Source organism: Microvirga sp. BSC39, from assembly GCF_000739015.1.
Lineage (GTDB): Bacteria > Pseudomonadota > Alphaproteobacteria > Rhizobiales > Beijerinckiaceae > Microvirga.
In genome coordinates, this window is sequence record NZ_JPUG01000069.1 from 48,547 (window position 1) to 68,350 (window position 19,804).

Consider the following 19,804-nt stretch of genomic DNA (forward strand, 5'->3'; position numbering starts at 1 on the left):
TCAGAACAAGGAGCTCGCGGCAGCGCGCGCGGCCGCCACCAGCGGCGCCGGAACGATGCCGAAGAGGACGACGAAGATGCTGCAGAGCGCAAGGACGAGCTTCACGCCTGCCGGCATGGCATCGTAACGCTCGGCCGGCTCATCGAAGTACATCACCTTCACGATGCGCAGGTAGTAGTAGGCGCCGATCACGCTGGTCACAACGCCGATGATGGCAAGCGCCACCAGGTCGGCCTCGATGGCTGCGTTGAACACTGCGAACTTGGCGAAGAAGCCGGCGAGCGGCGGGATACCCGCGAGCGAGAACATCATCATGCCGAGGCAGAAGGCGAGCACCGGATGGGTCCGCGCCATCCCGGAGAGATCGTCCACCGTCTCGTACATCACGTTGCCGCGACGCATGCCGAGGATCACCGCGAAGGTGCCGAGCGTCATGGCGAGATAGATCGCCATGTAGACGATGACGCCCTGAATGCCCTCGGCCGTGCCGGCCGAGAGGCCGATCAGCGCATAGCCCACGTTGCCGATGGAGGAATAAGCCATCAGGCGCTTGATGTTGCGCTGGCCGATGGCCGCGAAGGAGCCGAGCACCATGGAGGCAATGGAAATGAAGACGATGATCTGCTGCCACTGGACCGTGATGCCCGGGAAGGCATCGATGAACACGCGGGTGGCCATGGCCATGCCGGCCATCTTGGGAGCGGCGGCGAAGAAGGCGGTGACCGGCGTGGGCGAGCCCTCATAGACGTCCGGTGTCCACATATGGAACGGCACGGCCGAGATCTTGAAGGCGATGCCGGCGGCCACGAAGACGAGGCCGACGATGGCGCCGATGCTCACATTGCCCTGAAGGACGGTAGCAATGACCGGGAAGGAGACGCTGCCGGAGAAGCCGTAGACCAGGGACGAGCCGTAGAGCAGCATGCCGGACGAGAGCGAGCCGAGCACGAAGTACTTCAGGCCGGCCTCGGTCGAGCGCACGTTGTCGCGGTCAAAGGCGGCGATGACGTAGGACGACAGGCTCAGAAGCTCAAGGCCGATATAGAGGGCGATCAGGTCATTGGCCGAGATCACCATCATCATGCCGATGGTCGAGAGCACGATCAGGATCGGGTACTCGAAGCGGCTGATCCCCTCGCGGCGCATGTAGTCGAGCGAGAGAATGACGCCGCCGGCGGAGGCGATGAGCGTCAGGGCCTTCATGAACTTGGCGAAGCCGTCGACCACGAAGGAGCCGCCCATGGTCTCGACACGCTCGCCCGGCAGCATCAGCACCGCCACGAAGGTGACGGCGAGAAGCGCCAGGGCGATGATGTTCATGGCGTAGCCCGGTCGCTCGCCACGGATGGCGCCGAACAGGACCATGATGAGGGCTCCGGCCGCCATGAGGATCTCTGGCAGCACGGGGCCGAATGCGGGGATGGTGAAGGCGGGGTTCATCATGACCTCAGTGTGCGGCGACAGCTGCCGTTTTCACGGTGGCGAGCGCAGCCTGAACGTTGTTGAGAAGCGTCTCCGTCGGTGCCGCGAAGACGTCGAGGATCGGACCGGGCTGCACGCCGTAATAGATGATGAGCAGGATCAGCGGCGCGAAAGTGATGATCTCACGGCGGTTCAGGTCGGTGATCGTCTGGAGCGCCGGCTTGTCGAGCTCTCCGTAGACCACACGACGATAGAGCCAGAGCGCGTAAGCGGCCGAGAGGATCACGCCGGTTGTCGCGAAGAACGCCACCCAGGTGTTGGACCGGAAGGCTCCCATCAGGGTCAGGAACTCGCCGATGAAGCCCGAGGTGCCCGGCAGGGCCACGTTGGCCATGGTCAGGATCAGGAACACCACCGCATACATGGGCATCCGGTTCACGAGGCCGCCATAGGCCTTGATCTCGCGGGTGTGCATCCGGTCGTAGATCACGCCCACGCAGAGGAAGAGCGCGCCGGAGATGAGGCCGTGGGAGATCATGGTGAACATGGCGCCCTGGATGCCCTGCTCGTTCATGCTGAACAGGCCCATGGTCACGAAGCCCATATGCGCCACCGAGGAATAGGCAATGAGTTTCTTGATGTCCTCCTGCATCAGGGCGACCAGCGAGGTGTAGATGATCGCGATGACGGAAAGAGCGAAGACCAACGGGGCGAAATACTCCGAAGCCTCCGGGAACATTGGCAGCGACACACGGATGAAGCCGTAGCCGCCCATCTTCAGCAGAACGCCGGCCAGGATCACCGAGCCTGCGGTCGGCGCTTCCACGTGGGCGTCTGGCAACCAGGTGTGGACCGGCCACATGGGCATCTTCACCGCAAAGGATGCGAAGAAGGCGAGCCAGAGCCAGGTCTGCAGGTTCGACGGGAAATTGTGGGCGAGAAGCGTCGGGATGTCGGTGGTGCCCGCCTGCCAGTACATGGCCATGATGGCGAGCAGCATCAGCACGGAGCCGAGCAGCGTGTAGAGGAAGAACTTGAAGCTCGCGTAGATGCGCCGCTTGCCGCCCCAGATGCCGATGATGAGGAACATCGGAATCAGGCCTGCCTCGAAGAACAGGTAGAACAGCACGAGATCGAGGGCGCAGAACACGCCGATCATCGTGGTCTCGAGGACCAGGAAGGCGACGAAGTATTCCTTCACCCGATGGCCGATCGACTCCCACGAGGCCAGGATGCAGAACGGCATCAGGAAGGTGGTGAGCAGGATCAGCGGCATGGAGAAGCCGTCGACGCCGAGCTTGAACCGGATGGTCTCGGTCAGCCAGACATGGCTTTCCACGAGCTGGAACGATGCCGTGGCCGTGTCGAACCGCGCCCAGGCGACGAGCGACAGCAGGAAGGTGGCAATCGTCGTGGCAAGCGCCGCCCAGCGGGCGTTGGAGCGAGCAGCCTCGCTGTCGCCGCGCAGGGTCAGGATGAAGGCCGCTCCGACGAGCGGCAGGACCAGAAGGCCCGAGAGGATGCCGAAGCCGAGCATTAGTGGGCTCCCCTGAAGAGATAGAAGGTCACGAGAGCCGCAACGCCGATCAGCATCGCGAAGGCATAGTGATAGACGTAGCCGGTCTGCACCCGCACCACCCCGCGCGTCACGTCGAGGACGCGGGCGGAGATGCCGTCAGGGCCAAGTCCGTCGATGATGCGCTGGTCGCCGGTCCGCCAGAAGAAGCGGCCGATGGACATGGCGGGCCGCACGAAGATCGCGTCGTAGAGCTCGTCGAAGTACCACTTGTTGAGCAGGAAGCGGTACAGGATCGGGTGATCGGACGCGAGCCTTGCCGGCTGCTTGGTGTCGACGATGTACATGTACCAAGCGAGCACAAAGCCGAGACCCATCATGATCGACGGCAGGAGCGGTACCCAGCCCGGGAGGTGGTGCATCTCCTCCAGGATGTGGTTCTCGGGACGGGCGAACAGGGCCCCCTTCCAGAAGTCCTGATAGCCTTCGCCGATGAAGGCATCGTGGAACACGATACCGGCCAGGACTGCGCCAATGGCGAGCACGACGAGCGGCACCAGCATCACCAGCGGGCTCTCATGGGGCGTGTGGTCCCCATGGTGACCATGCTCGTGCTGGGCGTGATGGGCAGGCTCCACATCCCGGCTGTGATCGTCATGCTCTACACCCTCGTGGTCGTGCGGCGCGTGAGCCGCATGGCCCGCGTGAGCCGCATGACCATGATGGCTGTGACCCCAGCGGGCAGTGCCCTCGAAGGTGAGGAAGAACAAGCGCCAGGAATAGAACGACGTCATGAAGGCAGCGACGACCGTTGCCAGGAAGGCGAAGGAGCCGGCGGTCGAACGGGCCGCGTAGGCCGCCTCGATGATCGCGTCCTTCGAGTAGTAGCCGGCGGTGAACGGAAAGCCGGTCAGCGCCAGGTTGCCGATGAGCATCATGGCCATGGTGATGGGGATGTAGCGGCGGAGCGCTCCCATGTGGCGCATGTCCTGCTCGTGGTGCATGGCATGGATCACCGAGCCCGCACCCAGGAACAGCAGCGCCTTGAAGAAGGCGTGGGTGAACAGGTGGAACACGCCCGCGCTGTAAGCGCCGACGCCGAGGGCCACGAACATGTAGCCGAGCTGCGAGCAGGTCGAATAGGCGATGACGCGCTTGATGTCGTTCTGGACCAGACCCACGGTCGCGGCGAAGAAGGCCGTGATGCCGCCGATGACCGTCACGACGGTGAGCGCAGCCGGTGCGTACTCGAAGATCGGCGACAGGCGCGCGACCATGAACACGCCGGCTGTCACCATGGTGGCGGCGTGGATGAGGGCGGAGACCGGGGTCGGGCCTTCCATCGCGTCCGGCAGCCAGGTGTGCAGCAGGAACTGCGCCGACTTGCCCATGGCGCCCATGAAGAGCAGCAGGCAGGCGATGGTCAGGGCATGCCACTCGATCCCGAGGAAGGTGAAGTTGGCATTCGCCAGCTCAGCCACGCGCGGGAAGATCGCGTCGAAGGTGACGCCGCCGAAAAGCACGAAGACCGTGAAGATGCCGAGCAGGAAGCCGAAATCGCCGACACGGTTGACGATGAAGGCCTTCATGGCCGCCGCGTTGGCGGAATCCTTCTGATACCAGAAGCCGATGAGCAGGTAGCTCGCGAGACCCACGCCTTCCCAGCCGAAGAACATCTGGACGAGGTTGTCGGCCGTCACCAGCATGAGCATGGTGAAGGTGAAGAGCGACAGATAGGCGAAGAAGCGCGAGCGGTGCGGATCCTCGTGCATGTAGCCGATAGAGTAGAGGTGCACGAGCGCCGAGACGGTGTTCACCACCACCAGCATCATGGCCGTCAGCGTGTCGATCCGGAACGCCCAGTCGACCTGGAGGTCGCCGACGGACATCCAATGGGCGACCTGGACCCGGGTGGCGCCGTCTCCGAAGCCGACCTGGATGAAGGACACCCAGGAGAGGACGGCCGCCACGAAGAGCAGCGCCGTGGTGATGATCTCGCTCGGCCGGGGGCCGAGCACGCGGCCGAAGAGGCCTGCGATGAGGAAGCCGACGAGCGGCAGGAAGACGATTGCGTGATACATGTGCGTTTACTTCGCCGGTCCGTTCGGGCTTACAGCTGATGCATGATTTTGTTCAGAAAACCGGTTCCCACTTTTCTGAATCATGCTCCTAGCCCCTCATCATGTTGACGTCTTCAACCGCGATCGAGCCACGGTTGCGGAAGAAGACCACCAGAATGGCCAGCCCGATGGCCGCCTCCGCCGCCGCGACCGTGAGGATCAGCATGGCGAAGACCTGGCCGACGATGTCGTTCAGGTGGGTCGAGAAGGCGACCATGTTGATGTTCACGGCGAGCAGGATCAGCTCGATGGACATCAGGATGACGATCACGTTCTTCCGGTTGATGAAGATGCCGAACACGCCGAGCGTGAAGAGGACGGCCGCGACGGTGAGATAATGACCCAGTCCGATAACCATGGCGTGCCTCCTTAGATGCCCTGGCGGAAGGGAACCTTCCGCACCTCGACGGCCGTTTCCTGCGTCCGGGCGTTCTGCTTGGAAATGTCCTGGCGCCGCACGCCGACCCGCTCGCGCAGGGTCAGGACGATGGCACCGATCATGGCGACCAGCAGGATCAGGCCGGCGGCCTGGAAGAAATAGAAGTAGCGGGTGTAGAGCACCTGGCCGATGGCCTCGGTGTTGGTCATGACGTCGGCCGACGGGATCGGCACCTGTGGGGACCGGACCAGGCCCGGATCGACGGTGTAGGTGCCGACCACGAGGATCAGCTCCAGCAGGAGGATCAACCCGATCAGGCCGCCGATGGGCAGGTACTGCAGGAAACCCTGGCGCAGCGCCGCAAAATCCACGTCGAGCATCATGACGACGAAGAGGAACAGCACCGCGACCGCGCCCACATAGACGATCACCAGGATCATCGCCAGGAACTCTGCCCCCATCAGCAGGAACAGGCCCGCCGCATTCACGAAGGCCAGGATGAGGAACAGCACCGACTGCACGGGATTGCGGGAGGCAATCACCATGAAGCCGGAGGCGATCGTGATCGTCGCGAACAGATAGAAGAAGGCGGCGGTAACCGTCATGCTCAGTTCAAGCCGCACAAGGCGGCCCCTTCCGACGTTGCCCCGGAAGAATCCGGCGGCCTGTCTATAAATTCCGAATCCGGCGGGGACAACCCGCCGGAGCTGCTTGCCTCCCTGCCCTCACCGGGCCAGAGGCGCTCTTACCGGTAGGGGGCGTTCTTCGCGAGGTTCTTCGCGATCTCGCGCTCCCAGCGCTCCCCGTTCTCGAGAAGCTTGGCCTTGTCGTAGTAGAGCTCCTCGCGGGTCTCTACCGAGAATTCGAAGTTCGGCCCCTCGACGATGGCGTCCACCGGGCAGGCCTCCTGGCACATGCCGCAATAGATGCACTTCACCATGTCGATGTCGTAGCGGGTCGTGCGGCGGGTGCCGTCGTTCCGGCGCGGGCCGGCCTCGATGGTGATGGCCTGCGCCGGGCAGATGGCTTCGCAGAGCTTGCAGGCGATGCAGCGCTCTTCCCCGTTGGGATAGCGCCGCAGGGCGTGCTCGCCGCGGAAGCGAGGCCCGCGGTGGCCCATCTCGAACGGGTAGTTCAGGGTCGCCTTCGGCTTGAAGAAGTACTTCACCGTCAGGATGAAGCCTGCGACGAACTCCTTCAGCAGGAGCGACTGGGCAATGCGGTCGAGCTGCATGGCCGATCTCCTTTAGCGGACGCCCGGCGCATTGCCGGTTGCCATGAGGACAGCCGCCACGATCACGACCATGGCGAGCGACAGGGGCAGGAAGACCTTCCAGCCGAGGCGCATGAGCTGATCGTAGCGATAGCGGGGCACCAAGGCTTTCACCATGGCGATGAGGATGAAGAGGAAGCTCGCCTTCAGCACGAACCAGATCACGCCGGGCACCCAGGTGAAAGGGGCGAACGGGATCGGCGACAGCCAGCCGCCGAGGAACAGGATCGTGCCGAGCGCGCACATGGTCATGATGGCCACGTACTCGCCGAGCATGAAGAGCAGGTACGGGGTGGAGGAATATTCCACCATATAGCCTGCCACGAGCTCGGATTCGGCCTCCGGCAGGTCGAAGGGCGGGCGGTTCGTCTCAGCCATGGCCGAGATGAAGAACACCACGAACATCGGGAAGAGCGGCAGCCAGTACCAGCCCAGGATGCCGAGGCTGGAGTTCTGAGCTTCCACGATGGCCGACAGGTTCAGGGTGCCGGCGCACATGAGCACCGTCACGATCACGAAGCCGATCGACACCTCGTAGGACACCATCTGGGCGGCCGAACGGAGCGCGCCGAGGAACGGGTATTTCGAGTTCGAGGCCCAGCCGCCCATGATGACGCCGTAGACGCCGAGCGACGAGATCGCGAAAATGTACAGGATGCCCACATTGATGTCGGCGATGGCCCAGCCGGCATTGAGCGGAATGACCGCCCAGGCCGCCAGCGACAGGGTACACATCAGCAACGGCGCCAGCAGGAACATGCCCTTGTTGGCAGGCGCCGGGATGATCGGCTCCTTCAGGACGAACTTGAGCAGATCGGCAAACGACTGGAGCAGGCCCCAGGGTCCGACCACGTTCGGGCCGCGGCGCAGCTGAACGGCCGCCCAGACCTTGCGGTCGGCATAGAGCGCGTAGGCGATGAAGATGAGAAGCGCGACCAGCATGAGCAGGCTCTTGCCCAGCATGATCGCGACGGCGAGGAGGATGTCCCCAAATTCCATGATCCGTTCCTCTTACTCAGCCGCCTCGAGCTTCAGCTCACGGGCGAGCGCGGAGCACTCGGCCATGACGCCGGAGGCGCGGGCAATGGGGTTCGTCAGGTAGAAGTCCTTCACCGGGCTCACGAAAGGCTCGCGTCCGAGGGTGCCGCCGATATTGGCAAGCGCCTGGATGGCCGCGAAGCCGTCCGCCGGCTGAACCGTCTCGACCGCGGCGAAATGCGGATAGGCGGCATAGAGCTTGGCGCGCAGGGCATTGAGCGAGTCGAACGGCAGGCGGTGGCCCAGCACGTCGGACAGAGCGCGCAGGATCGCCCAGTCCTCGCGGGCCTCGCCGGGGGCGAAAGCCGCGCGGTTGGCGAGCTGCACCCGGCCTTCCGTGTTGACGTAGGTGCCGGACTTCTCCGTATAGGTCGCCGCCGGCAGGATCACGTCGGCGCGGTGCGCGCCGCGGTCGCCATGGGTGCCCTGGTAGATCACGAAGGCCCCGGGAGCGATGTCGATCTCGTCCGCGCCGAGATTGAACAGCACGTCCACTTCGCCCTGCGCCATGGTCTGGGCGTTCAGGCCCCAATCGCCCGGCACGAGGCCGAGATCGAGGGCGCCGACGCGGGACGCGGCGGTGTGCAGAACCGAGAAGCCGTTCCAGCCGTCCTTCACCGCGCCCACATCACGGGCAAGCTGAGCGACAGTGGAGAGAACCGCCAGACCGTCCGGGCGGGAAAGAACGCCCTGCCCCACGATGATCAGCGGACGCTCGGCGCCGCGGAGCTTCTCGATGAAGCTGTGGCGACCCGAGGCGAGCTCCGAGAGCGTCTCGGGACCGGCGCCGAGATACTCGTAAGGATAGGTGAGGTCCGCATGCTCGCCGATCATGGCGATCGGCGGCGGGGCCATGCGCCAGCGCTTGCGGATACGCACGTTGACGAGCGAGGCCTCGATGCGCGGATTCGAACCCACGATCAGGATCGCGTCCGCATCCTCGATGCCGGAGATGGTGGTGTTGAACAGGTAGGAGCCGCGGCCGTAGACCGGGGTCAGCACGCTGCCGTCCTGGCGGGCGTCGATGTTGGTGACGCCGAGGCTCTCCATGAGGAGCTTCAGGGCGTACATCTCCTCAACCGCAGCGAGATCGCCCACGATGGCGCCGATGCGCTTCGGGTCAGTGCCCTTCACGCGGGCAGCGATGGTGGCGAAGGCCTCCTGCCAGGAGGCAGGGCGCAGGCGGCCGTTCTCCCGCACGAAGGGGCGGTCGAGGCGCTGGAGGCGCAGGCCGTCCACGATCTGGCGGGTCTTGTCGGTGATCCACTCCTCGTTCACCGCCTCGTTCACGCGCGGCAGGATGCGCATGACCTCGCGCCCACGGGAATCGACGCGGATCGAGGAGCCGACCGCATCCATCACGTCGACGGAGTCGGTCTTGGTGAGCTCCCAGGGGCGGTAATGATAGGCTTCCGGCTTGTGGGTGAGAGCGCCGACCGGGCAGAGATCCGCCACGTTGGCCTGAAGCTCGGAGCCGAGGGCCTTCTCGAGATAGCTCGTGATCTCCATGTCCTCGCCGCGCCACAGGGCGCCGAGATCCGGCACGCCGGCCACTTCGGCCGAGAAGCGCACGCAGCGGGTGCAGTGAATGCACCGGTTCATGGAGGTGCGCACCAGCGGGCCGAGGTACTTGTCGGTGACCGCGCGCTTGTTCTCGTGGAAGCGGCTGGTGTCGACCCCGTAGGCCATGGCCTGGTCCTGCAGGTCGCACTGGCCGCCCTGGTCGCAGATCGGGCAGTCGAGCGGGTGGTTGATGAGGAGGAACTCCATCACCCCTTCCCGCGCCTTCTTGACCGTCGGCGACTTGGTGGAGACTTCCGGCGGCTCGCCGTTCGGGCCCGGACGGCAGTCGCGTACGCCCCAGGCGCAGGACGCGACCGGCTTCGGCGCGCCCTTCACCTCGACGAGGCACATGCGGCAGTTGCCGGCGATCGAGAGCCGCTCATGGTAGCAGAAGCGCGGAATCTCCGCACCGGCCGCCTCAGCCGCCTGGAGCAGGGTGTATTCCGCAGGAACGTCGACCTCGACGCCATCAACGATGATTTTCGCCATCTTCAATCTCACTCCGCCGCGATCATGACGGATTCGGAATGCGGGTTCGCCGCGTAATCGTCGATCCGCTTCTCGATCTCGTGACGGAAGTGGCGGATCAGACCCTGAACCGGCCAAGCCGCCGCGTCGCCGAGCGCGCAGATGGTGTGGCCTTCGATCTGGGTCGAGACTTCGAGCAACATGTCGATCTCGCGCTTTTGGGCGCGGCCCTCGGCCATGCGGTTGAGCACCCGCCACATCCAGCCCGTACCCTCACGGCACGGGGTGCACTGGCCGCAGCTCTCATGCTTGTAGAAGTATGCCAGGCGAGCGATGGCGCGGACGATATCGGTGGACTTGTCCATCACGATCACGGCGGCGGTGCCGAGGCCCGACTTGAGATTACGAAGGGTGTCGAAATCCATGTAGGCGTCGGCGATCTCATGGGCCGGAACGATCGGCACGGAGGATCCACCGGGGATGACGCCGAGCAGGTTGTCCCAGCCGCCGCGGATGCCGCCGCAATGGCGGTCGATCAGCTCGCGGAAGGTGAGGCCCATGGCCTCTTCCACGTTGCAGGGCTTGTTCACGTGACCCGACACGCAGAAGAGCTTGGTGCCCACGTTGTTCGGACGGCCGATGCCGGAGAACCAGGAGGCGCCGCGGCGCAGGATCGTGCCGGCGACGGCAATGGACTCGACGTTGTTGACGGTCGTGGGGCAGCCGTAGAGACCCATATTGGCCGGGAACGGCGGCTTCAGGCGCGGCATGCCCTTCTTGCCCTCCATGCTCTCGATCAGAGCCGTCTCCTCGCCGCAGATGTAAGCGCCTGCACCGTGATGGACGTAGAGGTCGAAGGGATAACCGTGGATGTTGTCCTTGCCGATCAGCTTGGCCTCGTAGGCCTCATCCACCGCCCGCTGGAGCGCAAAGCGCTCGGCCACGTACTCGCCACGGATGTAGATGTAGGCCGCATGAGCCCCCATGGCGAAGGATGCGAGAAGGCAACCCTCGACCAGGAGATGCGGATCGTTCCGCATGATCTCGCGGTCCTTGCAGGTGCCCGGCTCCGACTCGTCGGCGTTCACGACCAGATAGTGCGGACGGCCGTCCGACTGCTTGGGCATGAAGGACCATTTCAGGCCCGTGGGGAAGCCTGCGCCGCCGCGGCCGCGCAGGCCGGAGGCCTTCATCTCATTGATGATCCAGTCGCGGCCCTGCTCCAGGAGGAACTTGGTTCCGTCCCATGCGCCGCGCATCTGCGCAGCCTTGAGATCCGGCGAATGGAAGCCGTAGAGATTGGTGAAGATACGATCTTTGTCCTGAAGCATTCCCGATCACTCCATCAGGACGTCATGTTGTCTTTGTCGACGACCACATCCGGCTTGCTCTCGCTGCCGTCGCGGCGTGTCTCGGCCTCGGCGGGCGGCGTTCCGGCTTCCGGGGTCGTCGGGCTGGTGGGCACGGCCTCGCCATCCTTGGTGGGCGAAGCCACGTAGGATTTGCGGCTCTGCGGAGCAGGCCTTGCGCCCTCTTCCGTATGCGACTTGCCCTTGGTGGCCGTCGACGGATCGGCGGCTTCCTTGCGGTCAACCGGATTGATCGGCGTCTCGCCGTTCTTGGCGCGCTCCGCAGGGGTGTCGGCGACAGGGCTCTCGATGGGGCGGCCTGCGGTCGGCTTTGCGGCCTTCACCTCTTGCGGGATGGAGGCCATCGCGGCGGCGGCTTCACCAGTCTCAGCAGCCTTTGCCTGCTCGTCGAAGCGCTTGCGCCAGGCCCCGACGAGCGAGCCGTCATACAGCGTCGGATCCTGCAGGGTGTTCACGGCCTCGAAAGGCTCCGACCGGTTCCGGCCGATCTGCGAACCCTTCTTCACGGGACGACCGGCGGCAAGATCGTCGAGGAGCTTCTCGAAGTTCTCAGCCGTCAGGTCTTCGTAGTAGTCGTCGTTGATCTGCACCATCGGGGCATTGGAGCAGGCGCCCAGGCACTCGACCTCGAGCCACGAGAAGTTGCCATCGGGGCTGACATGGTTCTGCTCGCCGACGCGGCTTTCCAGGACCTTCCGGATGTCGCCGGCTCCACGCAGCATGCAGGGCGTCGTGCCGCAGAACTGGATGAAGTGCTTTCCGACCGGCTCGAGGTTGAACATCGTGTAGAAGGTCGCCACCTCCATCACGCGGATGACCGCCATGTCGAGCTTCGCGGCCACGGCCTCGATAGCCTTGCGCGGCAGCCAGCCGCCCGCCTGCTCCTGAGCCTTGCCCAGCAACGCGATCACGGCCGAGGCCTGCCGGCCCGGGGGATACTTGGCAATTTCCTTGTCCGCAAAAGCCTCGGTCTCCGGGGAGAGAACGAAGCTCTGGGGCTGCAATTCTTCAGGCGCGAGCTTACGAACGGCCATACACTCTTCTCCTCATCGTCATGGCCGGGCATCAGCCCGGCCACACGACTTGAACCAATTCAGCACGCTTCAAAGAGCGTGGCTTCCTGCTCCGGCTGCGGGGCAGGTATTCCTCAGCGGTCGACCTCGCCGAACACGATATCGAGGGAGCCCAGGACGCCCGCGACGTCGGCCAGCATGTGGCCGCGGCACATGAAGTCCATGCCCTGCATGTGGGCAAAGCCCGGGGCGCGGATCCTGCAGCGATAGGCCTTGTTGGTGCCGTCCGACACGAGATAGACGCCGAACTCACCCTTCGGAGCCTCCACGGCGGCATAGACCTCGCCCGCAGGGACGTGGAAGCCTTCCGTGTACAGCTTGAAGTGATGGATCAGCGCTTCCATCGAACGCTTCATGTCCTTGCGGGATGGCGGGGCGATCTTGCCGTCGAGCGTGGTCACGGGCCCCTGCCCGTCCGGCGCCCGCAGCTTGTCGAGGCACTGGCGCATGATGCGGACCGACTGGCGCATCTCTTCCATGCGGATGACCTGGCGGTCGTAGTTGTCGCCGTTCTTGCCGACAGGGATGTCGAATTCCATCTCCTCGTAGCACTCGTAGGGCTGCGACTTGCGCAGATCCCAGGCCACGCCGCAGCTGCGGACCAGAGGACCGGAGAAGCCCCAGGTGAAGCAATCGTCCAGCGTGATCGTGCCGATGTCGACATTGCGCTGCTTGAAGATACGGCTGCCCATGACGAGGGTATCGAGATCGTCGAGCACCTGCAGGAACGGGTCGCAGAAAGCCTCGATGTCGTCGATCAGCTCCGGCTGGATGTCCATGTTGACGCCACCGGGCCGGAAGTAGTTGGCATGCAGGCGGGAGCCGGAGACGCGCTCGTAGAAGATCATCAGCTTCTCGCGCTCCTCGAAGCCCCAGAGGGGCGGCGTGAGCGCGCCGACGTCCATGGCCTGCGTGGTCACGTTCAGGAGGTGCGAGAGCAGGCGCCCGATTTCAGCGAAGAGCACTCGGATGAGCTGGGCCCGGCGGGGCACAGAAATGCCGAGGAGCTTCTCGATGGCGAGGCAGTAGGCATGCTCCTGGTTCATCGGCGCGACATAGTCGAGCCGGTCGAAATAGGGATTGGCCTGAACGTAGGTCTTGTACTCGATCAGCTTCTCGGTGCCGCGGTGAAGCAGGCCGATATGCGGATCGACGCGCTCGACCACCTCGCCGTCCAGCTCCAGCACGAGGCGCAGCACGCCGTGCGCCGCCGGATGCTGCGGGCCGAAGTTGATGGTGAAGTTGCGGATGTTGTGTTCGCTCATCGGTCGCTCTCTCCGCCCCTTAAGGCCTTGGCCTTCTCGTCGCCGGGCAGCACGTAGTCGGTGCCTTCCCAGGGAGAGAGGAAGTCGAAGTTGCGGAACTCCTGGCTGAGCTTCACCGGCTCATAGACCACCCGGCCTTGACCGTCGTCATAGCGAACCTCGACATACCCGGTCATCGGGAAGTCCTTGCGCAGGGGGTGCCCTTCAAAGCCATAATCGGTGAGGATACGGCGCAGGTCCGGGTGCCCGGTGAAAAGAACACCGTACATGTCGTAGGTTTCACGCTCGTACCAGTTCGCCGCCGCGAAGACGCTGTTGAGCGACGGCACGGGGGTCACCTCGTCCGTCCGAACCTTCACGCGGATACGGCGGTTATGGTGCGGCGCCAGGAAGTGGTAAACCACATCGAAGCGCTCCTCGCGGGCAGGATAATCCGCGCCGCAGATATCGATGAAGCAGACGAACCGGCACTGCGGATCGTCCCGCAGGAACGTTGCCACCCGCACGATGTCCTCGCGGCGGGCGACGACCGTCAGCTCGTCATAGGCAATGGCCCGGTCCTCGATCGCCTCGCCGAGGGACGAGGCGATGTGATCGCTCAGGGCTTGGAGCTCAGCACTCATGCAATGACCTTTGCTCAGCGCTCGATGGTGCCGGTGCGGCGGATCTTCTTCTGGAGAAGGAGAACGCCATAGAGGAGTGCCTCAGCCGTGGGCGGGCAGCCCGGGACGTAGATGTCGACCGGCACGATGCGGTCGCAGCCACGAACCACGGAGTAGGAATAGTGATAGTAGCCGCCGCCATTGGCGCAGGAGCCCATGGAGATGACGTAGCGCGGCTCCGGCATCTGGTCATAGACCTTGCGGAAGGCGGGCGCCATCTTGTTGGTGAGCGTTCCGGCCACGATCATCACGTCCGACTGGCGCGGCGAGGCGCGCGGCGCAAAACCGAAACGCTCGGCATCATAGCGCGGCATGGACATCTGCATCATCTCGACGGCGCAGCACGCCAGGCCGAAGGTCATCCACATGAGCGAGCCGGTGCGCGCCCAGGTGATGAGATCCTCGGTCGAGGTGACGAGGAAGCCCTTGTCGGACAGCTCCTCGTTGATGGAGACGAAGTAAGGATCCGTCGAACCGACCGGGCTGCCGGTATTCGGGTCGATGATGCCACGGGGGGCAGGAGCGACCAGGGTCGACTGATTGTCAGAGATCAATCCCATTCCAGGGCTCCCTTCTTCCACTCGTAGATGAAGCCGACCGTCAGCACTCCAAGGAAGAGCATCATGGAGATGAAGCCGAACCAGCCGAGATTCCCGAACGTAATGGCCCAGGGAAACAGGAACGCCACTTCAAGGTCGAAAATGATGAAAAGGATGGCCACGAGATAGAACCGCACGTCGAACTTCATGCGGGCATCATCGAATGCGTTGAAGCCGCACTCATAGGCGGACAGCTTCTCCTGGTCCGGACGGCTGTAGGCAACGATGAACGGCGCCACGAGCAACGCCACCCCAATCAGGAGAGAGACGCCGATAAAGATGACAAGAGGCAGGTAGTCGGCGAGGAGATTCGTCATACGACACCTAGAAGGACAGGAATCCGGCCCGGGGCCGGCAATCTGCAACGCATTTAAGCCTCAGAAAGGCCTAAAACACCCCCCTGCGACATCACGCTGATTGCGCCGGAGCCTTAGCCGAGATCCCCTTCCGTGACAAGTGTTTGCACTGCCGCAAAAAGAACGATTCCAAACTGGGAATTCGATTTCTGCATGGCTCCGGGCCTGACAGAACCGGTGCGACTCAGCGTTAGCGGCATACCCAAGGCAGTTTGAGGCGCAAGGACCGCGAAGCCATTGGAAGGGCTGAAGATTCGCTCTTACGGTCTAGTTACTTTATATAGTTCGGCATTTCGTCTCGTAACGTGAGCCTCGGATGTACATTCGTTTCCATAAGCTGGCTGCCCTGGCGCTCGCCTGCCTTATCCCCACGGCTGCGTCGGCCCAGAGCAGCCGCCGGCCTGCGGCTCCTGCCCCCACCGGCCGCCTTTTCATCACTGTCGATCTGAAGGGTTCCGGGAGGAAGGATCTATCCAACAAGGTCGAATGGTACCGGCTCACGGCCGATCGCAAGCTGGAACTCGAGCTTGCCATGTACATGCCCACGAAGAGCCCGGCCCCCATGATCAAGGTCGGCGGCATCGACCAGAGCAATGCGCCCATGCCCGAAGGCATGGCTGCCCTCAAGAATGCGGTCGAGACGTGCAAAGGGGACCAAGCCTGCGAGAGGCAGGCAGCGACGGCCATCATGCAGAAGATGATGGCCAGCCCCGGGGGTCTCGGAGCCATGCAGCCGGATGACGCCCGCTTCCAGAACTGGGTGGCCGACCGGCGCATTCCCTGCGCGACAGGTGTCGCTATGGTGGCGGACGAAGGAGATGGAATGAACATCTCACAGCCCGCCCCGGCCAAGCCCTACAAGTTCCAGCGAACCGGCAAACTGGACCTTTCGGGGCAGCCTACGGGCGTTCTGGACAAGGCGTGTCAGGCCGAGATCTCCGTCGACCTTCAGAAGGGCCTTCTCAGCCTGCGCCTGAATGGGCTCAACATCCCGGTCCCGGTCCAGATGAGCGGCCAAGCCTATACGAAAGAGACGTCGGTTCCGTTCCTCGAGGGCCGGGGCAAGTTCGAGCTGTTCGACCAGCCCATCAAGGTGGACGAGGCCACATGGAGCGGCCAGGGCCGGTTCGAGAATGTAGGGTCCGTGTCTCACAACTCAGGCCAGACGGTTGCCCCCATGACGGGCACCCTCACCTGGCGGTTCGTGCGGGGCTAAGCTCGGCTGAATGGCGTCCTGGCAGACGGAAGCATTCGAGGCGATGAAAAGGCTCGAATGCCCTTCCTCCTGCGGATCACCCTCAGGGCGGCCGTCCGGCTCCGCACGGGTCATGCAGTCCTACGTCCACCGACGGTGGATTGTGCTGGATTGAACCTGATTTTGGGGAAAGTGGCGCGGGCGACGGGGCTCGAACCCGCGACCTCCGGCGTGACAGGCCGGCACTCTAACCGACTGAGCTACGCCCGCGCATCGGACCGCCGAAGCGGTGTGGGTGCGGTTTAAGAGCCGCCCATCCCCCTGTCAAGGGTGCAACGCACTCATTTTCAATTGCCCTGTCAAAACGGGTACGATGGAGGCCGATTGAATCCCAAAGCAGGTAGCAGCTGCCTGGCAGGCGTCTATTCCACCACCACAGCATCTCCGGGGCTTCTCAAGGACGTCAGCACCCGGTCGCATTCATAGAGTTCCTCCAGAGCGACTTGAAGTCTGCGGAGCGCCTCCCGGGGCAGCTCCTGTTGTGAGGCAAGCGGGAGATCGTCCTCTTCAGGCACTAGCCCCTCTGAAACCGGAGCGTCCTCATCGGCATGTGCAACGTCGCGCTCGGGGCCGAGTTCAGCAAGGGTCTGCTCACCCCGGCCAATCCCCTGGACGAAGCGTACCCCCTCCTCCTTCAGGATCCGCTGAACCCCTTTAATCGTGTAACCTTCGCCATATAGAAGGTGGCGGATTCCCTTGAGCAGGTCGACGTCATCCGGGCGGTAGTAGCGGCGCCCGCCGCCGCGCTTCAGCGGCTTGATGTGGTTGAAGCGGGTCTCCCAGAAGCGCAGCACATGCTGGGGCACGTCGAGATCGTCGGCAACCTCGCTGATCGTGCGGAATGCGTCGGGGCTCTTGTCCATGACGCCGCTTGCCATCCGGATCAATCCTCGCCTTCGAAGGTCTCACCGTTGATGTGCGCCTTCAAGACGTTCGAAGGCTTGAAAACCATGACCCGGCGCGGATCGATCGGAACCTCGACGCCGGTCTTCGGGTTGCGGCCGACGCGCTCGCCCTTGCTGCGCACGATGAACGAGCCGAAGGAGGACAGCTTGACCGTCTCGCCGGCAGCCAGGGAGTCGCAGATTTCAGCCAGGACCCGTTCCACCAACTCGGCTGATTCTGTCCGCGACAGGCCCACCTTCTGGTAAACCGCCTCGCTCAGATCCGCTCTCGTTATCGTCTTGCCAGCCATTGAGCTCCCCAGCGCACTTGAGTTCGTTGGTCCTGTCGCCTTGTGACGACGCTATGCAGATGGCTCCCTACGGTCAACCGCCAAGGTGTGAACCATCGGAACACCAGAGGTCAATTGCCTCGATCCTACCAGCGGATCAAGGCGCTTCCCCAGGTGAAGCCACCACCGATCGCCTCGATCATCACAAGGTCGCCATCCTTGATCCGGCCGTCCTTTCGCGCTGCGTCGAGAGCCAGCGGGATCGAGGCGGCCGAGGTATTGCCGTGCTTGTTAACGGTGATGACCACCTTCTCCGGCGCGATCCCGAGCTTGTCGGCGCTTGCCGTGATGATGCGTCGGTTGGCTTGGTGCGGCACGAACCAGTCCAGTTCGTCGGAGCTCGTGCCCGTTGCCTTGAAGGCGTCCTGCACCACGTCCGCCACCATGCCGACGGCGAACTTGAAGACCTCGCGGCCTTCCATCTTCAGGACACCGGTGGTCTTCGTGGAACCCGGACCGCCGTCCACATAGAGCTTGTCCCGGTAGCGCCCATCGGAACGGAGATGGGATGTCAGCACACCGCGGTCGGCGGAGGTGCCCTCACCCTCCTGGGCCTCGAGCACGAGGGCGCCCGCGCCGTCGCCGAAGAGCACGCAGGTGGTGCGGTCGTTCCAATCGAGGATTCGCGAGAAGGTCTCCGCCCCCACCACGAGAGCGCGCTTGTGCGAGCCGGATTGCAGGAATTTGTCGGCGGTGGCGACCGCATAGACGAAGCCGGTGCAGACCGCCTGCAGGTCGAAGGCCATGCCATGGGTCATACCGAGGCCGGTCTGGATCATGGTGGCGGTCGACGGGAAGGTGTAGTCGGGCGTGGAGGTCGCACAGATGACGAGATCGATGTCATTGGCGGTCAGCCCGGCATCGGCCAGGGCCGCCTCAGCCGCCTTGATGCCGAGAACCGACGTGGTCTCGTCGTCCTCGGCAATGTGGCGCTCTTCGATGCCGGTCCGCTGCACGATCCAGTCGTGCGAGGTATCCACCAGCTTCTCAAGATCCTGGTTCGTCAGCTTGCGCCTCGGCAGATAGGAGCCGATGCCGCGTACGATGGAACGGGTGCGTTTCAAGATGCGCCTTCCTACAGCACGATCCAGGCAGGTGGGAACCGATTGCCCGAAAAGGTCATGCTATTCCAAAAAGATAAGAGCATGTACATGCTCTAAGCAGGCTGCCCGACCGGATCATGATCGAGCATGCTCCGGATTGTGTTCATCAATTCGAAGTGAGCCATGTCATAGGCGACATCGATGGCGCTGGCGAAGCCGAGATCGTCGGTCCCGCCGTGGCTTTTCACCACAACCCCCTCAAGGCCCAGGAACACGCCGCCATTGACCTTGCGGGGGTCCATCTTGTCCCGGAGAGCGTTAAAAGCCTGTTTCGCGAAAAGGTAGCCGATCTTGGCCATCAGGGTCCGGCTCATGGCCGAGCGGAGATACTGGCCGATCTGCTTGGCGGTGCCTTCGGCGGTCTTCAGGGCGATGTTACCCGTGAAACCTTCCGTGACCACCACGTCGACGGTGCCCTTGCCGATGTCGTCTCCCTCGACGAACCCGCGATAGTCGAGGTTCGGGAGGCTCGTTTCCTTGAGAATCCGACCGGCCTCCTTGACCGCCTCGATCCCCTTGATCTCCTCCGTGCCGACATTGAGGAGCCCGACCGTCGGACGCTCGAGGTCGAACACGATCCGCGCCATGGCAGCACCCATGATGGCCATATCGACCAGATGGCCCGCATCGGCGCCGATGGTCGCTCCCACATCGAGCACGATGCTCTCGCCCCGCATCGTCGGCCACATGGCCGCAATCGCCGGGCGCTCGATATGCGCCATCGTCTTCAGGCAGACCTTGGCGGTCGCCATGAGGGCTCCAGTATTGCCGGCCGAGACCGCGGCATCTGCCTCCCCGTCGCGCACCGCCTGCACGGCGCGCCACATGGAGGACTTGCCCCGCCCCATGCGGATAGCCTGGCTGGGCTTCTCGTCCATGGAGATGGCCATGTCGGTATGCCGCAACTCCGTGGCTGCCTTCAGCCGGGGGTGCGCGTCCAACAGAGGCGCGATCACCGTCTCGTTGCCGAACATCAGGAAGCGCAGGTCGGGGTGCCGCTCCAAGGCCAAGGCAGCGCCCGGGATCACAACGGATGGGCCGTGATCGCCCCCCATCGCATCAAGCGAAATACGCACCGGCTTCGGCATAAGCGGTTGTTCTTTCTTTT

General features: G+C 63.7%; 19 protein-coding genes and 1 tRNA gene. 1 reads left to right on the forward strand and 19 read right to left on the reverse strand.

The genetic code is table 11. From position 1 onward, the window contains the following. From nuoN to MA07_RS17525, 14 genes are all read right to left on the reverse strand, one after another. The gene (gene nuoN, locus MA07_RS17460) at positions 1-1,440 is read right to left on the reverse strand and encodes an NADH-quinone oxidoreductase subunit NuoN (RefSeq protein ID WP_036353977.1); all 1,440 of its coding nucleotides are present in this window, start codon (positions 1,438-1,440) and stop codon (positions 1-3) included. Positions 1,441-1,447: 7 nt separating this feature from the next. Next, positions 1,448-2,959: an NADH-quinone oxidoreductase subunit M gene (locus tag MA07_RS17465; protein ID WP_036353835.1), complete on the reverse strand. Its 1,512-nt coding sequence runs from the start codon at positions 2,957-2,959 to the stop codon at positions 1,448-1,450. Next, complete coding sequence (gene nuoL, locus MA07_RS17470; RefSeq protein ID WP_036353838.1) at positions 2,959-5,019, reverse strand: NADH-quinone oxidoreductase subunit L; 2,061 nt, start codon at positions 5,017-5,019, stop codon at positions 2,959-2,961. Before nuoL ends, MA07_RS17465 begins: the two co-directional genes overlap by 1 nt. 88 nt (positions 5,020-5,107) lie before the next feature. Then, positions 5,108-5,416, reverse strand: coding sequence for an NADH-quinone oxidoreductase subunit NuoK (gene nuoK / locus MA07_RS17475; RefSeq protein WP_036353841.1), 309 nt, complete (start codon positions 5,414-5,416; stop codon positions 5,108-5,110). Between the two features lie 11 nt (positions 5,417-5,427). Further along, entirely contained in the window at positions 5,428-6,042 is a 615-nt protein-coding gene (locus MA07_RS17480) for an NADH-quinone oxidoreductase subunit J (RefSeq protein ID WP_036353844.1), read from the reverse strand. Positions 6,043-6,182: 140 nt separating this feature from the next. Then, positions 6,183-6,671, reverse strand: a complete 489-nt coding sequence (gene nuoI, locus MA07_RS17485; protein ID WP_036353847.1) for an NADH-quinone oxidoreductase subunit NuoI — start codon at positions 6,669-6,671, stop codon at positions 6,183-6,185. Positions 6,672-6,683: 12 nt separating this feature from the next. After that, positions 6,684-7,709 (reverse strand): NADH-quinone oxidoreductase subunit NuoH, encoded by a 1,026-nt coding sequence (gene nuoH, locus MA07_RS17490; RefSeq protein WP_036353850.1) that lies wholly within the window; start codon positions 7,707-7,709, stop codon positions 6,684-6,686. A 12-nt stretch (positions 7,710-7,721) separates the two neighbouring features. Further along, entirely contained in the window at positions 7,722-9,800 is a 2,079-nt protein-coding gene (gene nuoG / locus MA07_RS17495) for an NADH-quinone oxidoreductase subunit NuoG (RefSeq protein ID WP_036353853.1), read from the reverse strand. Positions 9,801-9,808: 8 nt separating this feature from the next. Continuing rightward, positions 9,809-11,110: an NADH-quinone oxidoreductase subunit NuoF gene (gene nuoF / locus MA07_RS17500; protein ID WP_036353856.1), complete on the reverse strand. Its 1,302-nt coding sequence runs from the start codon at positions 11,108-11,110 to the stop codon at positions 9,809-9,811. A gap of 14 nt (positions 11,111-11,124) precedes the next feature. Beyond that, positions 11,125-12,183, reverse strand: coding sequence for an NADH-quinone oxidoreductase subunit NuoE (nuoE, locus tag MA07_RS17505; protein WP_036353859.1), 1,059 nt, complete (start codon positions 12,181-12,183; stop codon positions 11,125-11,127). 113 nt (positions 12,184-12,296) lie between these two features. Continuing rightward, complete coding sequence (locus MA07_RS17510) at positions 12,297-13,487, reverse strand: NADH-quinone oxidoreductase subunit D (protein ID WP_036353861.1); 1,191 nt, start codon at positions 13,485-13,487, stop codon at positions 12,297-12,299. Then, positions 13,484-14,110: an NADH-quinone oxidoreductase subunit C gene (locus MA07_RS17515; RefSeq protein WP_052003274.1), complete on the reverse strand. Its 627-nt coding sequence runs from the start codon at positions 14,108-14,110 to the stop codon at positions 13,484-13,486. Before MA07_RS17515 ends, MA07_RS17510 begins: the two co-directional genes overlap by 4 nt. A gap of 14 nt (positions 14,111-14,124) precedes the next feature. Continuing rightward, a complete protein-coding gene (locus MA07_RS17520) occupies positions 14,125-14,709 on the reverse strand; it encodes an NADH-quinone oxidoreductase subunit B (protein WP_036353867.1) in 585 nt (194 codons plus the stop codon). Next, a complete protein-coding gene (locus MA07_RS17525; protein WP_036353869.1) occupies positions 14,700-15,065 on the reverse strand; it encodes an NADH-quinone oxidoreductase subunit A in 366 nt (121 codons plus the stop codon). The genes MA07_RS17520 and MA07_RS17525 overlap by 10 nt, the downstream gene beginning before the upstream one ends. A gap of 355 nt (positions 15,066-15,420) precedes the next feature. On the opposite strand from MA07_RS17525, the gene MA07_RS17530 reads away from it, so the two are divergent. Then, positions 15,421-16,320: a hypothetical protein gene (locus MA07_RS17530; protein ID WP_036353872.1), complete on the forward strand. Its 900-nt coding sequence runs from the start codon at positions 15,421-15,423 to the stop codon at positions 16,318-16,320. Between the two features lie 172 nt (positions 16,321-16,492). On the opposite strand, the gene MA07_RS17535 is transcribed toward MA07_RS17530, so the two are convergent. The 5 genes from MA07_RS17535 to plsX form a co-directional block, all read right to left on the reverse strand. After that, positions 16,493-16,569: transfer RNA gene (locus MA07_RS17535), tRNA-Asp, on the reverse strand. A 152-nt stretch (positions 16,570-16,721) separates the two neighbouring features. After that, positions 16,722-17,237 (reverse strand): MerR family transcriptional regulator, encoded by a 516-nt coding sequence (locus MA07_RS17540; protein ID WP_244445276.1) that lies wholly within the window; start codon positions 17,235-17,237, stop codon positions 16,722-16,724. A 5-nt stretch (positions 17,238-17,242) separates the two neighbouring features. Next, positions 17,243-17,554, reverse strand: a complete 312-nt coding sequence (locus tag MA07_RS17545; RefSeq protein ID WP_009491113.1) for an integration host factor subunit alpha — start codon at positions 17,552-17,554, stop codon at positions 17,243-17,245. 125 nt (positions 17,555-17,679) lie between these two features. Continuing rightward, a complete protein-coding gene (locus MA07_RS17550) occupies positions 17,680-18,657 on the reverse strand; it encodes a beta-ketoacyl-ACP synthase III (protein ID WP_036353876.1) in 978 nt (325 codons plus the stop codon). Between the two features lie 92 nt (positions 18,658-18,749). After that, positions 18,750-19,784 carry a phosphate acyltransferase PlsX gene (plsX, locus tag MA07_RS17555; RefSeq protein WP_036353879.1) on the reverse strand — a complete coding sequence of 345 codons (1,035 nt, stop codon included), beginning with the start codon at positions 19,782-19,784 and terminating at the stop codon, positions 18,750-18,752. Between the last annotated feature and the right edge of the window lie 20 nt (positions 19,785-19,804).

What these genes read in the sequence shown, in the direction of transcription:
- nuoN (WP_036353977.1), bottom strand. Translation starts at nt 1,440, where the DNA reads ATGAACCCCGCCTTCACCATCCCCGCATTCGGCCCCGTGCTGCCAGAG.
- MA07_RS17465 (WP_036353835.1), bottom strand. Translation starts at nt 2,959, where the DNA reads ATGCTCGGCTTCGGCATCCTCTCGGGCCTTCTGGTCCTGCCGCTCGTC.
- nuoL (WP_036353838.1), bottom strand. Translation starts at nt 5,019, where the DNA reads ATGTATCACGCAATCGTCTTCCTGCCGCTCGTCGGCTTCCTCATCGCA.
- nuoK (WP_036353841.1), bottom strand. Translation starts at nt 5,416, where the DNA reads ATGGTTATCGGACTGGGTCATTATCTCACCGTCGCGGCCGTCCTCTTC.
- MA07_RS17480 (WP_036353844.1), bottom strand. Translation starts at nt 6,042, where the DNA reads ATGACGGTTACCGCCGCCTTCTTCTATCTGTTCGCGACGATCACGATC.
- nuoI (WP_036353847.1), bottom strand. Translation starts at nt 6,671, where the DNA reads ATGCAGCTCGACCGCATTGCCCAGTCGCTCCTGCTGAAGGAGTTCGTC.
- nuoH (WP_036353850.1), bottom strand. Translation starts at nt 7,709, where the DNA reads ATGGAATTTGGGGACATCCTCCTCGCCGTCGCGATCATGCTGGGCAAG.
- nuoG (WP_036353853.1), bottom strand. Translation starts at nt 9,800, where the DNA reads ATGGCGAAAATCATCGTTGATGGCGTCGAGGTCGACGTTCCTGCGGAA.
- nuoF (WP_036353856.1), bottom strand. Translation starts at nt 11,110, where the DNA reads ATGCTTCAGGACAAAGATCGTATCTTCACCAATCTCTACGGCTTCCAT.
- nuoE (WP_036353859.1), bottom strand. Translation starts at nt 12,183, where the DNA reads ATGGCCGTTCGTAAGCTCGCGCCTGAAGAATTGCAGCCCCAGAGCTTC.
- MA07_RS17510 (WP_036353861.1), bottom strand. Translation starts at nt 13,487, where the DNA reads ATGAGCGAACACAACATCCGCAACTTCACCATCAACTTCGGCCCGCAG.
- MA07_RS17515 (WP_052003274.1), bottom strand. Translation starts at nt 14,110, where the DNA reads ATGAGTGCTGAGCTCCAAGCCCTGAGCGATCACATCGCCTCGTCCCTC.
- MA07_RS17520 (WP_036353867.1), bottom strand. Translation starts at nt 14,709, where the DNA reads ATGGGATTGATCTCTGACAATCAGTCGACCCTGGTCGCTCCTGCCCCC.
- MA07_RS17525 (WP_036353869.1), bottom strand. Translation starts at nt 15,065, where the DNA reads ATGACGAATCTCCTCGCCGACTACCTGCCTCTTGTCATCTTTATCGGC.
- MA07_RS17530 (WP_036353872.1), top strand. Translation starts at nt 15,421, where the DNA reads ATGTACATTCGTTTCCATAAGCTGGCTGCCCTGGCGCTCGCCTGCCTT.
- MA07_RS17540 (WP_244445276.1), bottom strand. Translation starts at nt 17,237, where the DNA reads ATGGCAAGCGGCGTCATGGACAAGAGCCCCGACGCATTCCGCACGATC.
- MA07_RS17545 (WP_009491113.1), bottom strand. Translation starts at nt 17,554, where the DNA reads ATGGCTGGCAAGACGATAACGAGAGCGGATCTGAGCGAGGCGGTTTAC.
- plsX (WP_036353879.1), bottom strand. Translation starts at nt 19,784, where the DNA reads ATGCCGAAGCCGGTGCGTATTTCGCTTGATGCGATGGGGGGCGATCAC.